Below are 16624 nucleotides of genomic sequence, written 5' to 3'. Positions count from 1 at the left end.
CTTATAGCAAATGACTTTTAAAAAACTCATTCTTAAAATTCACCTTTGGCTGGGATTAGCTTCTGGCTTAATTGTGGTAATATTGGGTGTTACAGGATGCCTGTATTCTTTTGAAGAAGAATTACGCCCCATTGTTCACGATTATTACCAAGTTGATCAGGTTAAAGAAAAAAAACTGCCTCTTAGCCAAATCATAGAAATTGCAAAAAAAGCCAACAAAAACCAGAAAGAATCAATTTCCGGATGCCGAATTGTTAATGAAGATAACCGCACTGTTATTGTTTGGTTTTTTGAAGAATTAAATCCAGATGCCTTTTGGTATTGGAACCAATATCAAAGTACTTATCTCTATGTAGATCCTTACAGCGGAAAAGTAAAACAACAAGAAAATGTCAATTTTGAGTTTTTTGTCTTTGTTCGAATGTTGCATCAGACCTTATGTTTAAACAGCAAAATTGGAGATTACATTACAGGAACGGCAACGATTATATTTATAATTTCTTTAATTACAGGCCTCATACTTTGGTGGCCCAAAAACAAACAAGCAGCCAAACAACGTTTTTGGTTTAAGTGGAAAGACTCCACAAAATGGAAGCGTAAAAACTACGATTTACATAACATCATGGGTTTTTATTCTCTATTTTTTGCTTTACTAATTGCCTTAACAGGTTTAGTCTGGGCATTTAAATCGTATGACAAAGGAGTACAATGGCTATTGAATGGAGGAAAAACATACGAAAGAGAAAAAATCGTTTCTGACACTACTCAATACACAAAAATCAATTCGACCGATAAAGTTTTCGCTTCACTTAAACAATTGCATCCAAAAGCAAAAAGTTATTATTTATTTGCCCCAAAAGAAAATGACTCTCTAGCGACTTTTAATACTTTCATCAGATATCAAAATCGCTTTGATGATACCTCTGTAGATTTTGATCGATATACGGCTAAACCAATTAGAACAATAAAATATGAAGACAAGAATAATGGTGACAAATTCCGTTTTATAAACTATGACCTGCATGTGGGTAGTATTCTTGGGTTTCCAGGAAAAGTACTCGCTTTTTTTGTCAGTATGATTTGTGCAAGTTTGCCAATCACAGGATTTCTGATTTGGTGGGGAAGAAATAATAAAAAGAAAGCTAAATAGTGATACCATTCACCACAATAAATTATACTTTGGAAAAATTCAAAACAGATTCTTTACGAAGTGTGAATTAATTTGGAGTTTTTTAGACTTTTTTATTTTTAACTATTCTAAATAAGCTGTATGTTTGTAAAAAATATCATTCAACTAATTTTTAAACTTGATCTTATGAAATCAAATACTCTAAAAACATTAACTTTTTTATTTTTAATGCTTTTTGCTGCACCACAAATTTTTGCTCACGCCCTTTGGATTGAAACTAAAGCAACAGGAACAAAAGGAAAAGCTCAGGAAATCTCTGTTTACTTTGGAGAGTTCTCTGATAATGATATTACAAAAGCCGACAAATGGTTTTCTGATTTAAAAGATTTCACTTTAGTTGTAATTTCTCCTTCAAAAAAAGAAACTAAACTTACTTCTAAAGCATTAGACAATAAATATCAAGCTTTCTTTACTCCAACTGAAGATGGCGTTTATACTATTGTAATGCAACATACTGTAAAAGATGTTTACGGAACTATGAAATTAGATTACAATTCAAGCGCAACAGTAGTGGTTGGAAACAAAGCAACAGGAAACAATATTACATCAAACACGAATAAAATTGCTGTATTCTCAGAAAATGCAGACGTTGCAAAAAAAGATACTAAAGTTACAGGAGTTGCTTCTTATGAAGGTGCTGTTGCTAAAGAAGCAAAAATAAAAGTAATTGCTCCAAACGGATGGGAAAAAGAATTATGGACTAACGATAAAGGAGAATTTTCTTTTACACCAATCTGGTCTGGAAATTATATGGTAGAATATGCTCACACAGACAAATCTGCTGGAGAACACAATGGAAAAAAATACGACGAAATCTGGAAAATGGCTACATACCAGATTGTTGTAAAATAATTTTATAAGAAACTCATTCTTAGATTTTAATTTCAATTGAAAAAACCTTGCCAGAAAGCAAGGTTTTTTTTTGCTTAATTAAGAGCTACATTAATACAAAATTAAAATATCATTAGAAAATTCCTAAGCAAATCTTAAGAAAAGAATAAGCAAGGTTTAAGTAAGAAAACCACTTCATAATTTCGTGTTAAAGAACATGTGTATTTATATTTGCAACCAATAATTTTTATTGAATCTAAATAAATACCAATGAAATATAATTTACTATTAGTATTAGGATTATTAAGTTTTGCCTCTTATGGTCAAGATTATTCAAGTAATGAAAATACCTCTTCAGTTAGAGATACTGTAAAAAATAAAAAAGGAGAAATTCTGAACGAAGTTTTAATTACAGCAAATAAACCTAAAAAACCAATTGAAGCGGCTCGTTCTGGAATCAAAGTAATGGACTTACCGCAAAGTGTTCAAATCGTTGGAAGCGAAATTATAGAACAGCAACAAGCCATCAGATTGAGCGAAGTAGTAAAGAACTTAAATGGTGTTTATGTAGGATCTGCTCGTGGTGGCGCACAAGAATCTTTCTTTTCGAGAGGTTATGATATGAGCGCCAATAATATGTTTAAAAATGGTTTCCGCTACAATGCAGGTTCTATCCCCGAAGTTTCTTCTTTAGAAAAAGTAGAATTCTTAAAAGGAGGTTCTGCTTTATTGTACGGAAATGTTGCTCCTGGCGGAATTATGAATTTAGTGACCAAAACACCTAAATTCACCCAAGGTGGCGAAGTATCTATGCAAATTGGAAGTTATTCTTATTACAAACCTACTATTGATTTTTACGGTCCTTTAAACAAATCTATTGCATACCGTTTTACAGGATCTTATGAAAACTCTGAAAGCTTTAGGGATTTTGTCAAAAACGAACGTATTTATGTTAATCCTTCGTTTTTATTTCATCTATCAGATAAAACGCAAATTACAGTACAAGGAGATTATTTAAGCGCAGATTGGACTCCTGATTTCGGTACTGGAATTTATGGAAAAACAATTTTAGATTTACCTCGTAACGAGTTCTTCGGAGCACTTTGGTCAACTGCAAATACTAAATCTTCCAGCGCTTCGATGTTATTTAATCATGACTTCAATAAAAACTGGAAATTAAACTTCAATTCTTCTTATCAATATTATAGAAGAACACAAACTTCTACTGCACAATTAAGTACAATTGATGCTAATGGAAACTGGAAACGCGGTTTAACAAAATCTGATGCTGCTGAAAACATTTTCGGTGATCAGTTAAGTTTACAAGGAACTTTCAATACTGGAGAAATCAAACATCAGATATTTACTGGTGCTGATTATGAGAATTCTATGGCTCCAAGTTATACTTACGGTTTTTACGCAACACCAAATGGTACAACTGCTATTACTACAGAAGCTACTGCAATAAATCTTTATACATATGATTACAGTACACAAAGTCGTGATATTCCATACCCAACAAGAGCAACACAATTAGCGACTACTAATACACAGCGTTTTGGTGCTTATGCTCAAGATTTGATTTCAGTTACAAAACATATCAAAGTTTTAGCAGGATTACGTTGGTCATGGCAAGAAAGTTATGTTGCAACAGCGAAAGAAACAGTAAAACAAGGAGTTATCACAACTTCTCTTGAAAATGCCGAAACAGTAGACGGAGCAAAAACAATAAATAAAGCTTTTTCTCCTAAAGCGGGATTAGTTGTACAACCTACTAAAGATTTATCATTATTTGCAAGTTATTCTAACTCTTTTACTCCAAACACTGGAACAACAGTTGATTTAAAACCTTTAGATCCGTCTATTATAGATCAATATGAAGCGGGTGTAAAGAAAGATTTCTGGGGAGGTCTTTTGAGTACAAACGTTACCGTTTATCAAATTACAAACAACAATTTAGCACAAACTGCTCCTTTTTTAGCAGACGGTGTTACACAAAATGCCAACACTTCGCTTAAAGAATTAGTTGGAGCTACAAAAGGAAAAGGAGTTGAGATTGATATTACTGCTTACCCTCTTGAAGGCCTTAACATTATGGCTGGTTATAGTTTTAACGAAACCAAAGTATCAAAATCATCTGGAACAAACGGAAGTCTTGTTGTTGGAGATGTTTTAGCAAGAACACCAAGAAATACTGCCAATTTGAGTTTTTTCTACAAATTACCTAGCGGTTTCTTTAAAGGAGTAACTTTTGGAGCTATCGGAAATTATATTGGCGATCGTACTGGAGGATGGAATGATGATTATCTTTGGACAGCAGTTACTCCTACTCCAACCAATCCAAATCCAGATCCGGCTTATACCATCACTATCAGAGATCGTGATATTCCACTAGAAGGATACGTTACTGTAGATGCTTCTCTTGGTTATGAATGGAGAAAATTCTCGATCTTATGTCGATTATCAAACATTACAAATGAATTAAACTATACAGTTCACGAAAATTATAGTGTGAACCCAATCGCTCCTCGTCAGGTTATGACAAGTTTGCGTTATAAATTCTAAAGACTTTTGAATTAGTATTCTTTCTATTTTTTTTTGAATATTAAAACCTCATCTTGAAAAAGGTGAGGTTTTTTATTTTGTAAAAAAATATCTTTAATATAAGTACTTTTGTCTTAAAATCGCCTTTTATATTTTATATATGTCAAACACGACCAAAAACCAATTGACAAAAACTTTAGGACTTAGTTTCAATATTGCCGTACTCATTGGAGGAACAATTGGAGTTGGAATTTTAAGAACTCCGGGAACTATTGCCGAAATGCTTAACAATTATTGGCTTATTCATGCCTGTTGGTTATTTGGTGGTTTGTATGTTTTACTTGGCGCCAATTCCTATTCAGAGTTGGCAACAATGCTTCCAAAAGCCGGAGGATCGTATAATTATATTAAAAGAGCTTTAGGTGAATATGCTGGTTTTTTATCGGGCTGGTATGATTATATTGTCAATGCCATTCCGCCCGCTTTTTACTGCATTGTAATCAGCGAATATACTATTATTTTATTTCCTCAATTAGCCAATTATTCGACTGTACTATCCATTTCTTTATTACTTGCTTTTGTTTTATTGCATTTGAGCGGTGTAAAAAACGGTAGTGTAATTCAGCAGATTACCAGTTTCTTAAAAGTAATTTGCTTTGTGGCTTTAGTTGTTGCTTGTTTTATGTATTCTGGAGTTGAAGTTCCTGCAATAAAAACAGACAGTTCGGTTTTTCAAATCGGTTTAATTTTTGGTTTTTTCAAATCATTACAGCTTATTATCGGAACTTATAATGGATGGAATGCCGTTTGTTTTTTCGCAGAAGAAAATGATGATCCTGGTAAAAATATTCCGAAATCCTTATATAGTGGCGTTTTACTTGTTGTAGCTATTTATATTTTGGTCAACGCGGCTTTCTTTCATGTTTTACCTCTTGAAACGTTAGCCAAATCAAATTTGGCAGCAGCCGATGTTGCTAAGATTCTTTTTGGACAAAAAGGAGCCATAATAGTTACCGTAATTTCCATTTTTTCCTTAATCAGTATTTTGAATGCTTTTATGATGATTCCGCCAAGAATTCTTTACGGATTAAGCCGTGACGGATTTTTCATCAAAAAAGGAACTCAAGTAAATAAAGGTGGAACTCCTATTGTTGCACTATTAGTTTCATCTTTTTTCAGCTTGTTTTTAATTTGCATTGGCTCGTTTGAAGTATTATTTTCATTCGCTGCTTTTATCTCAATAATTGTATGGGGACTAGCTTATTATTCACTTATAAAACTAAGAAAATCAGAACCTGATTTGATAAGACCTTATCGTTCGTTTTGGTATCCGTTGACTACTATAATTGCAATTATTATTTCGATTGGATTATTATTAGGCTTTATTTATAGCGATCCTATTGCTTTTGCTGTAATTGTTGGAATTACACTGGTTTCTTATCCTTTGTTTTTGTTTTTGAAGAAGAAAAAATAAATCATTTAATATTTATACACCATTCTTGTCATTCCGAGGAACGAGGAATCTCCACGAGTAGCTCTACAAAGATTGGCGACATTCTGCATGGAGCCACTTACGAAGATTCCTCGTTCCTCTGAATGACAAGATTGTTAGAAAACAACAAACCCGACAAATTTTTAAAATTTGTCGGGTTTTGTAATATAAACTAAGTTTGATTTCTTATTTCAAACCAGCCAAGCTCTGCTCGATTGTAGCAATTTTTGCTAAAGCATCGGCTTGTTTTTGTTTTTCTAAATTAAGAACTTTCTCTGGAGCTCCGTTTACGAATTTCTCGTTAGAAAGTTTTGCTTCAACAGATTTCAGGAATCCTTTAGTGTAATTCAATTCTTCTGTTAGTTTTGCGATTTCAGCTTCAACGTCGATGTTTCCTGTAATCGGAATAAAATATTCATTTGATTTTACACGGAAAGACAATGCGCCATCCACTTTTTCAGAAACATATTCGAAAGCAGAAACGTTTCCTAGTTTCGTTATGATTGAATCGAAATAAGTTGAAACATTCTCACTGTTGATTCCTTTTAATTCTATTGCATCTTTAAACGGAATATTTTTGTCTTTACGAATCGTTCTGATTCCAGAAATTACTTCAATTGAGTTTTCAAAATCTGAAATTAATTTCGCGTCAAATGGTTTTACTTCTGGCCAAGTTGAAACAATTAAAGCTTCTTCTGGAGTTCTTTCAGTAATTAACTGCCAAATTTCCTCTGTCAAGAAAGGCATGAACGGATGCAATAACTTCAAATTGTTTTCTAACATTTCGATCGCTTTCGCGAAAGTTACGCTGTCAATTGGCTGTTGATATGCTGGTTTGATCATTTCTAAGAACCAAGAACAGAAATCATCCCAAACCAATTTATAAATTGCCATAAGAGAATCTGAAATTCTGTATTTCTCGAAATTATCTTCAATATCAACTAAAGTTTGCTGTAATTTCGCCTCGTACCATTCGATTGCCACTTTTGATGATTCTGGTTGTGGAATAGTTTCTGAAACTTCCCAACCTTTAATCAATTTGAAGGCATTCCAAATTTTGTTTGAAAACGCTTTTCCTTGGCTGCATAATTCTTCGTCAAACATGATATCATTTCCTGCAGAAGCACTTAAAAGCAATCCTACACGAACTCCGTCTGCACTAAATTTCTCAATCAAGTCTAAAGGATCAGGAGAGTTTCCTAATTGTTTAGCCATTTTACGGCCTTGTTTATCACGAACTAAACCTGTTAAATATACATTTGTAAACGGTTTGTCTCCTGCATATTCGTAACCAGCAATGATCATTCTCGCCACCCAGAAAAATAAAATATCCGGACCAGTTACTAAATCATTTGTTGGATAGTAATATTTAAAATCTGGACTTTCTGGATCCATTATTCCACCAAAAACAGACATTGGCCATAACCAAGAAGAAAACCATGTATCTAATGCATCAACATCCTGCTTAAGGTTAGAAGTCATAAGTTCTGGGTTATTCGTTCTTTCCTTTGCTAAAATTAAAGCATCTTCAATGTTTTCAGCAACTACGAAATCTTCTTTTCCGTCTCCGTAATAATACGCTGGAATTTGTTGTCCCCACCATAATTGACGAGAAATATTCCAATCGCGAATATTGTTCAACCAGTGCGCATAAGTATTTTCGAAACGTTTTGGATGTAATTTAATATCTCCCGTTTCTAAAACCGACTTAATTGCTGGTTTTACTAATTCTTCCATTTTCAAGAACCATTGGTCTGATAATCTTGGTTCGATTACCGCTTTTGTTCTTTCAGAAGTTCCTACTTTATTTAAGTGAATTTCTGTTTTTGCTAAAGCGCCAATTTCTTCAAGTTCTTTTTCAATCTCTTTACGAACTACAAAACGGTCTTTTCCTTGATAATTTAATCCGAAGCTGTTTAAAGTTGCATCTTCATTAAAAATATCAACGATTTCTAGGTTGTGTTTTTCACCCAACGTTTTATCGTTCATATCGTGCGCAGGCGTAACTTTCAAACATCCTGTTCCGAATTCTACATCTACATATTCGTCTTCGATAATTGGAATTACTCTTCCGCAAATTGGAACGATTGCTTTTTTGCCTTTTAAATGTGTAAAACGCTCATCATTCGGGTTGATGCAGATTGCAGTATCTCCAAAAATAGTTTCTGGACGAGTTGTGGCAATGGTCAAAAATTCCTCAGTGCCTTCGATTTTATATTTTAAGAAAAATAATTTTCCTTGTTGTTCTTCATAAATTACTTCTTCGTCAGATAAAGTAGTTTTAGCTTCTGGATCCCAATTTACCATTCGGTATCCTCTGTAAATTAATCCTTTGTTGTATAAATCAACAAAAGAACGAATTACAGATGCAGACATATCTGGATCCATCGTAAATTTAGTACGTTCCCAATCGCAAGAAGCACCTAATTTCTTAAGTTGCTCCAAGATTGTTCCGCCGTATTTATCGGTCCATTCCCAAGCGTGTTTTAGGAATTCTTCGCGGGTCAAATCGTTTTTATTGATTCCTTCTGCTTTTAATTTCGCTACCACTTTTGCTTCAGTAGCAATAGAAGCGTGATCTGTTCCAGGAACCCAACAAGCGTTGAATCCTTTAAGACGCGCACGACGAATTAAAACATCTTGAATCGTATTGTTCAACATATGTCCCATGTGAAGGACTCCAGTGACGTTTGGCGGCGGAATTACAATGGTGTACGGTGTTCTATGATCTGGTTCTGAATGAAAATAATTATTTTTCATCCAGTAATCATACCATTTACTCTCAATCGTCTTAGCGTCAAATTGTGCTGGAATTGTCATTTACTTGGGTTGTTTAATCGTTTATTTGTTTAACTGTTTAATCGTTATGAAATTTAAACCTTTTAATTGATTTTTTTGTCCAATGAGATTATTTACAATTCAATCAAAAAGATTAAACAAATAAACGATTAGACAGTTAAACAAAAAATTGGTTCAATTTTTGTAATTATAACTCACAGCAAAAGTAAATAATTAAGTAGACTATAAAAAGCGAATTAATAATTTGTGTGTTAATTAAAAGAATGTATATTTACTTACAATTAAAAACTAATTTCATATGAAAAATGCAGCCTCTTTTATTGCAATCTTATTGTTTAGCGCAATAGGTTTTGCACAAAATGGCCCAAAAATTGAATTTGCAGCCCCAGACAATACAATTGATTATGGAAAAATTTCTAAAGGTGACAACGGACTTCGTTCCTTTGAATTTACTAACACCGGAGACGCTCCTTTATTAATTACAGGTGCAGAATCTACAGTAAGTTCTATCATTGTAACCAAACCAGCGGCAGCAATTCAGCCGGGCAAAAAAGGAAAAATCGATGTAAAATATAATATGGTCGCAGGACCTATTCGTAAAACAATTACTGTTGAAACCAATGCAGTAAACTATCCTGATGGACGAGTTGCTCTTAAAATAAAAGGAGAAGTTCAGTAAGGTTTTTAAAAATAATAAAAACAAAAAAGCCGTTTCTTAAATTAGAAACGGCTTTTTTGTTTTAGATAAATCAGATAAATCTTATTCTCAGTCTTATCTTTATTTAGCAGCGCATTCAACTGTGTCAAATTTATATTTAACCTTTTCAAAATCGATTGGTTTGTCTTTTACTAAATAGGTTACGCCCATTGTTGTCTGCATCGTTCCATTTCCTAAAATAAGTTGATTGTCACGTTTTAACAATGCCATTGGGTTTTTGAATGTTTGATTTTCTTTATTCACTTTAAAAGTATAGTCTACAAATAAGGTATCTCCGTGAAACTCTCCTGCAACTTCACCAGTTCTAACTGTCGAAGGAGCTACTTTCATAGTCATATCTCCCGATAGTTTTCCGTTTTTTAAGGTATTCAATTTTAAATCTATAGTATCTTTTTCATAAATTGCTTTATAACAAGCAGTGCTTACTACTACTTCGCCTTCTGCTTTAGCAGCTTCAACAGCTTTTTGTTTTTCTTCATTTTTACAACTTTGCAATCCGATTACGGATAAAAGCAAACAAGACAAGGCTAGATTTCTCATAATTATTTCTATTTTTTTGATATACTATAAAATTAACGAAAAAAGGTTGTTCTTCTTGCAACAAACTTTATAAATTTTTAATTACAAATTCAGATCTTCTGTTTAATTCGTGATCTTCCTCAGAACAAGCATCATCCGTTTTGCATTTTATAATCGGAACCGATTCTCCATAACCTTTTGCAGTAATTCTTTTGGCTTCGATTCCAGATTGAATAATAAACTCTCTTGTTGAGTTTGCTCTTTTTTGAGATAAATCTTCATTGAATTTAGCATTTCCTCGTGAATCAGTATGCGAACCAATTTCGATTACCATTCCAGGATATTTCTTCATTAATTCGACAACTCTTCCTAAAACTACTTTCGATTCTTTACGGATATACCACATATTATAATCAAAGTAAATCGGATCTGTTTTAATTAACAAGCGGTCTTTGTCTTTCACAACATCTTTTTCTTGTGCCAGAATTTCTTTTACCTTTTCTTGCTTTTTTACCTCTGCAGCAGCAATTTCAGCTTCTTTTGCTTTTTTCTCTTTTTGTTTTAATTCTATTGCGGCAAGCTCTGCTTTTTTCTTATTTTCTTCTTCGATAATAATTTCCTGCTTCCTCTTATTTTCAGCAATTTGTTTTTCTTCTTTTTTAATTGCTTCTAAAGATCTTAACGCCAACGAAGCGTCATTAACTTTATCTCTTGTTTTGTCTAAAGTCAGTGTTTTTGACGCATTGGTGTAATTTTCTTTAAAAGCTGCAATTTTATAAGAAGCCTCACACGGAACTGTAAAGCTGAATTTTCCATCAATAGAAGTTGTGATCGTATTTAAAGTTTTATTTTCAGCGTCTTGCAATAATACTGTAGCATTTTCCAAAGTCAATTGTGTATCTACATCTGTAATTGTACCTGCAATAAACTGTTTACAATCTTCTACAATTAAATCTTTAATTTCTTTGAATTGATAAATATCGTCTCCGCCCTTTCCTCCTTCTCTATTGGATGCAAAAAATCCTTCTTTGGTATTTGAATCTATATTAAAAGCAAAATCATCTGAATTTGAATTTAAAGGCAAACCAATGTTTACTGGTTTTGAATATTCATTTCCATTTATTTCAGCAACAAAAACATCCAATGAACCATAACCTAGATGGCCATCAGAAGAAAAATAGAGTTTATTATCTGCTGATATAAAAGGAAATTGTTCTCTTTTATCGGTATTAATTTCTGGTCCTAGATTTTTAGGAGTATCAAAGGCTCCTTTATTGATATTAACCGAATAAATATCAAAAGAACCTAACGAACCCGGCATATCAGAAGCAAAATACAATACTTTTTCGTCAGCGCTTAAAGCCGGATGCTCTGTTGAATAATTTGGACTATTAAAAGGAAGTGAAGTTATGTTCGTCCATTTTCCATTTACTAATTCGGCTTTAAAAATCTGAAGATTGGAGATTTTCTTATCGTCTTTCTTTTTTCTTTTATTTTTAGAATTATTTCGAGTAAAATAAATCGTTTTGCCATCTTTTGTAAAAACAGCATTCGATTCGTGCATTCCTGTCTTTAATTCTTTAGCAAAATAATGAACAACAGAATCTGCTGAATTTATATTCTTCAATGGAATTGCTACTAAATTTAAATAGGTCTCATTATCCCATTTATATTTTTTATCGAATAAACTTGGTTTTAATTTAACTCCAGCAAAAACCAACTTATCGTTATACTTCACCGCTCCAAATTCTGAATTTGGAGTATTTATAGCTAGATTTTTAATCTCAAAACGCTTTCCTATCGCACTAACATTCTCTAGGGTTTTAAAATCCTTTTCAAAGGCAGCAAGATCTTCTGGATTTGATGATTTTGAATAATATTCTTTCAAAATAGTATTCGCATCCTCATAACTATTAGTCGCTTTTAAAGTTTGAGCATATCTAAAATAGTATTCTCTATCCAGATTATTACTGTAGTTTTTCACCAAAAGACGGTAATAGCGTTGTGCTTTTACTAAATCGTTGGTATAATAATATGAATCGGCTAAATTCTTTATGACTTCTTGAGAAGGTCTTTCGTCAGCTAATTTTTGATATAAAATAATAGCTTCACTATAATATGTTCTGTCAAAAAATTTCTTTGCTCTTATCAATTCCTGATCTTGGGCACTTATAAACTGTATTGAAAATACGAATACAATAACGAGTAGTTTTTTCATATTTTTCATTTTAAAAGAATCTTGGTGATTTATCAAACCCTTTCCCTAATAAATCTAAATCGAACAACAGCATAATTTCGTGTGTCCCCGAATTAAACTGCCCAAAATTCGTTAGTGTATAATCATATGCATATCCAACTCTTAGTGTTGGCGTGACATTGATATTAAATAATGCACTTACCGAATCGTCGATTCTATAAGCTGCACCAAATTCAAACTTTTCGTTATACAAAACATTGGCTGTTACGTCTAAAGTTATCGGAGCTCCTTTAACAAATTTGGACATAAAGGCAGGTTTTAATTTCAACATATCATTCAGCTGAAAAACATAACCAGCCGTTAAAAACGTATGTATTTCTTCAGAACCAAAAGCATTAATTCCAGCTTTTTCCTGAATATATTTCGATTTCAACAAATTAGGAACCGACAATCCAACATAAAGATTATCTCTAAAGTAATAAGCTCCAACTCCAATATTTGGTTTTGTAGCATTTATATTTTCTGCAAAGGCAACATCGGTTTGAGAATCTGTAAAACGAAAACCATTAAAATTGCTTTGCATAGACGAAAATCCGGCTTTTAAACCAAGCGATAGTTTATTCTTTCCGCTTAATTTTAAAACATAAGCAAAATCGGCGTAGACATTGTTTTCTTTTTTAGCACCGTCCCCAATATCGTCTGATATGAATGAAATTCCTGCTTCAATTTTATCTGTAATGGCACTGTGTCCAAAAAATGTAAAGGTTTTAGGTGCGCCATAAGCTCCAACCCACTGCGTTCTGTACAATCCTCCAAAATTCATCATGGCGGGCACTCCAGTTGCATACGCCGGATTGACAACACTCATATTATACATATAATGTGTATACTCTGGATCTTGCTGTGCAGCAACTGATAAATAGAAAAGGAAATTTATAAAGAGTAGTATTTTTTTCATTTGAAAATTATATTAAAAATATAAAAGAGATTTAGCGATTTAAATAAAGACGACCTTGTTTTGGTGCTTTATTGTCTTTATTAAAGTGAAGCACATAAAAATAAACTCCGTTGGGCGCTATTCCGCCAGCAACACCACTCTGTTCGTAGTTCTTACCATCCCAGGCGGGTTTATTTTTATCTCCTTTATACATCCCATTTCCGTATCTGTTATAAATTTCAATTGTATAATTTGGATATAAAAACTCAATATCTTTTATTACGAATGAATCGTTAACGCCATCTCCGTTTGGAGAAAAACCATCGGGAACAAAAAAGTCATTCGGTACATTATCGCATGCTGTTAAGGTTACAGTGACTTCTAAATAATCTGATGAAAAACAATCTGTATTGGGTAAATTAAAACCGTAATAAGAACCTCTTTCAATCAAAGGAGTTGTCGCCGATAGTAAATTTCCATTGTTTGGAGCATCATACCAAACCACGGTCGAAGGTATATTCGTATTATTTGATAAATCTGCAATAGTCGGATTCTTTAATCCACAAAAATTTTGTCCGTCTGAGCTTAATACCGGAGCAGGCGAATCGTTTATAGTAACAACAACCAACGAAGCTTCTGAAGTACAACCTGCCGCAGAAGTTTCTCTTACATAATAATTACCTGATTGCAGAAGCGCAGTAACTGCTAATGGTGTGGTAGCTGTTTCTGAACTATACCATTTATACTGACTTCCGTTTGGAACTAAATTAGCAACGGTGGCTTCTTCTACTTTACAAAATGACTGAGGATTTACAGTTGGAGCTACTGGAATTGGATTGACTAAAAAATCATCAAAAACATTTTGCAATGCATTTTGACAACCTGTAGCATTATTTGTAACGGTAATTCCTGTAATTGTTGTTGCGCCAGAATTTGCTAATAAAGTCAAAGGAATAGGAAAACTGGCATTTCCGTTTACCACTCTCAAACTAACAGATTCTAGTGCTGAGGAATTACTACCTGAAAGGCTATAAGAAAGCGTTACATCATTAAGATCTGTTAATCCTGAAACATTTGCAGTAAACTGTTGGTTTAAACAATTATCATTCACTGCTATTTTTACCGCTGCTACATTAGGCAGAGGATTAATAATTAAATTTCCTATTACATTTGCGGTATTACTACATTGTGGAGTAGGATATGTAATATTGACAATATTTATAATATTAATTACTGTTAATCCGCTTTTTACATTTAAATTTCCTGGAATTTCAAAATTACCTTTTCCTTCTTCTACATGTAAAACAGCTGTTTGTGCTGTTGCCAAATTATCGCCATAAAGATTATAAGTAATACGATAATCACCATCGGATAATTGAGGTGCTGTTACCAAAACCGATGCTGTATCGTTTTGACATGTCGGATTAGCCGTAAGGACCGCTCCGTCTAAACGTGGCAAAGGATAAATATTCAACTCTGTTGAAAATGGGCTAAAAATATCTATACAAGATCTTTTACTTGTAGTAGACACAATTCTTCCAACGGTAATTGTATATTTCCCAACTTGTCTAAAATACGCTGAACGAATTGGAAAGCTTAGAACTCCATTTGCAAAATTTGCTGTTACTGTTTCTGATGCCGAAGATGGTCCGGCTACAGTAAATGAAACATTATATTGTCCATTCGGAATAGAATCTGGTCCTTGATTAATTCTTGCAATGTAGGATGCCGTTGCAATCTCAGATTCACAGATATCTTTTTCTACTACAATTTTTGAACCTGTAAAATCTAGTCTTTTTTCTAAGGTAATAACTACTGAAATAGTCTTATTAGGACAAACCTTATTATCAGGCACTGCTAAAACAGTATACTGATAGGTATAATCGAAAGCACCGTAAGTATCAAAAATTTCCTGAAGATTTACATTGTGATCTGTTTCTGAAGTTATACCAAGACCTGTCCAAGTTCCTCCCTTGTCTTGACCAGCTAGTAATTCGTTTAAATCATAATTGGTATATCCGGCCAAATCTGTAGTACCACATAAAGTTAAATTTGTTGAAGTTCCTGTTCTTGGAGCTCTTAAAACGGTAACAAATACGGTAGATGAGAGTTTTGCAGAAGGGCACTCTGGCATTCCTGGTACAGTATATATAAGTTCGTATGTTGTTTTTTCGTTAATATCACCTACAAAGATCGGAGATTGTACCACTTGACCATCAACAGTTGTCCATATACCGTTAGAATGTGGCCCCATTATCTTGCTATCAAAAGCATTAAAAAGATTATATCTGCCTTCATCACTACAGATTGTAGCCTGTGACCCGACTCCTGCATAAGGACCAATTACAAGTGTCACAACAGCAGTATTATTTACACATCCTGCAGTAGCGGGAGCAGTATAAGTATACTTATATGTTCCTGCCTGACTGATAAACTGGGCATTTAAAATTCCTGTAACAGGATCAAGCCCTCGTGAGGTATTATTAGCTGACCAAGTCCCGCCCGGAACTGGAGATCCGCCCAACAACGAAAATAAAGATAATGATTGATTCACTGGATTTTCAATATCACAAATTATTTTTTGTGAATCGATTCCAGCGCATTGGGCACTAAGTTTTGCAGAAAAGAAGGTTAAAAAAATAAAAATCGTTACAAATTGTAAGAAATTAATGTAGTTTTTTACCATGGATTAAATTTTTGTTAAACATAATAAAATATCTATGTACAAAACTAATTTTAACAACCGTTTTTTCACAAAACTAAAATCCGTTTAAAAATTACAATTATAAAATCTTATTATTCATTGCTAGGAAATAGATCTTCTTTTTCAATAATTTTAAAGTTCATCTTCCAGTTTAAATCTAAATTTCAACACTACACTATTGCGTTCAACCTCTAGATTTATCCAGATATCTTCTTCAGATTTTAGAAGATTATTAATCTGTTGCAAACTGTATTTATAAGGTTGAATCCTATTTATGCTTACAATAATATCTCCTTTACGTAAACCACATTTTTCGGCTGCCGAGTTTTTACGCACATTCACAATTTCGTAAACAGGCTTAAGGGCGAATTTATACTTAAAATTATTGTTGTTTTTTTCTCTTTCCTGAATTTCGTCAATAGTTGAAGCCACCCGAACAGTCTCTAAATGCACCGTTTCCTGAACCCACTGCAATCCATTATGCTGAATCGTAATACCACTTTTATTATAGGTAAAAGGCTCCGAAAATCGACTGTTTTTCTTTAAATAAAGTTCCTTTTCTTTATAATTCAATACCAAAGTAAAACGCTTAAGCACTTCTCCTCCAACCGAACCAATACGTCCTGGGACCATCTTTACATTTCGAATAGAAATAGAATCTGGAAATGAGACAATAGGTTTTTTGAAATCAAAT

At 33.2% G+C, this 16624-nt stretch carries 11 protein-coding genes; 5 read left to right on the top strand and 6 right to left on the bottom strand.

Annotated features, from left to right (window positions below; all coding sequences use genetic code 11):
• Window positions 1–10: 10 nt before the first annotated feature.
• The 4 genes from VGE71_RS12870 to VGE71_RS12855 all read left to right on the top strand — a co-directional run bounded on the left by VGE71_RS12870 (window position 11) and on the right by VGE71_RS12855 (window position 6038).
• On the top strand, window positions 11–1150 hold the full coding sequence (locus tag VGE71_RS12870; RefSeq protein WP_331138691.1) for a PepSY-associated TM helix domain-containing protein: 1140 nt from the start codon (window positions 11–13) through the stop codon (window positions 1148–1150).
• Window positions 1151–1315: 165 nt separating this feature from the next.
• Window positions 1316–2041 (top strand): DUF4198 domain-containing protein, encoded by a 726-nt coding sequence (locus VGE71_RS12865; protein WP_331138690.1) that lies wholly within the window; start codon window positions 1316–1318, stop codon window positions 2039–2041.
• 249 nt (window positions 2042–2290) lie between these two features.
• Complete coding sequence (locus VGE71_RS12860) at window positions 2291–4585, top strand: TonB-dependent siderophore receptor (protein ID WP_331138689.1); 2295 nt, start codon at window positions 2291–2293, stop codon at window positions 4583–4585.
• Between the two features lie 139 nt (window positions 4586–4724).
• A complete protein-coding gene (locus tag VGE71_RS12855; RefSeq protein ID WP_331138688.1) occupies window positions 4725–6038 on the top strand; it encodes an APC family permease in 1314 nt (437 codons plus the stop codon).
• A gap of 204 nt (window positions 6039–6242) precedes the next feature.
• Here the strand turns inward: VGE71_RS12855 and VGE71_RS12850 are convergent, their stop codons facing one another.
• A complete protein-coding gene (locus tag VGE71_RS12850; protein WP_331138687.1) occupies window positions 6243–8876 on the bottom strand; it encodes a valine--tRNA ligase in 2634 nt (877 codons plus the stop codon).
• A 277-nt stretch (window positions 8877–9153) separates the two neighbouring features.
• Between VGE71_RS12850 and VGE71_RS12845 the strand changes: the two genes are divergently transcribed.
• Window positions 9154–9534: a DUF1573 domain-containing protein gene (locus VGE71_RS12845; RefSeq protein ID WP_223705182.1), complete on the top strand. Its 381-nt coding sequence runs from the start codon at window positions 9154–9156 to the stop codon at window positions 9532–9534.
• A 99-nt stretch (window positions 9535–9633) separates the two neighbouring features.
• Here VGE71_RS12845 and VGE71_RS12840 read toward each other — a convergent pair whose 3' ends face one another.
• From VGE71_RS12840 to VGE71_RS12820, 5 genes are all read right to left on the bottom strand, one after another.
• Window positions 9634–10113, bottom strand: coding sequence for a hypothetical protein (locus VGE71_RS12840; RefSeq protein ID WP_331138686.1), 480 nt, complete (start codon window positions 10111–10113; stop codon window positions 9634–9636).
• Between the two features lie 67 nt (window positions 10114–10180).
• Window positions 10181–12310, bottom strand: coding sequence for an OmpA family protein (locus VGE71_RS12835; RefSeq protein WP_331138685.1), 2130 nt, complete (start codon window positions 12308–12310; stop codon window positions 10181–10183).
• Between the two features lie 10 nt (window positions 12311–12320).
• On the bottom strand, window positions 12321–13247 hold the full coding sequence (locus VGE71_RS12830; protein ID WP_331138684.1) for a type IX secretion system membrane protein PorP/SprF: 927 nt from the start codon (window positions 13245–13247) through the stop codon (window positions 12321–12323).
• A 31-nt stretch (window positions 13248–13278) separates the two neighbouring features.
• Window positions 13279–15912, bottom strand: a complete 2634-nt coding sequence (locus VGE71_RS12825; protein WP_331138683.1) for a gliding motility-associated C-terminal domain-containing protein — start codon at window positions 15910–15912, stop codon at window positions 13279–13281.
• Between the two features lie 150 nt (window positions 15913–16062).
• On the bottom strand, window positions 16063–16624 hold a 562-nt coding region (locus VGE71_RS12820; RefSeq protein ID WP_331138682.1), incomplete at its 5' end, for a PDZ domain-containing protein.

The organism is Flavobacterium sp. (assembly GCF_036405015.1).
Taxonomy (GTDB): domain Bacteria; phylum Bacteroidota; class Bacteroidia; order Flavobacteriales; family Flavobacteriaceae; genus Flavobacterium.
Note: the sequence above shows the minus strand (reverse complement) of the source record. Positions and strands in the feature narration are given on the sequence as shown.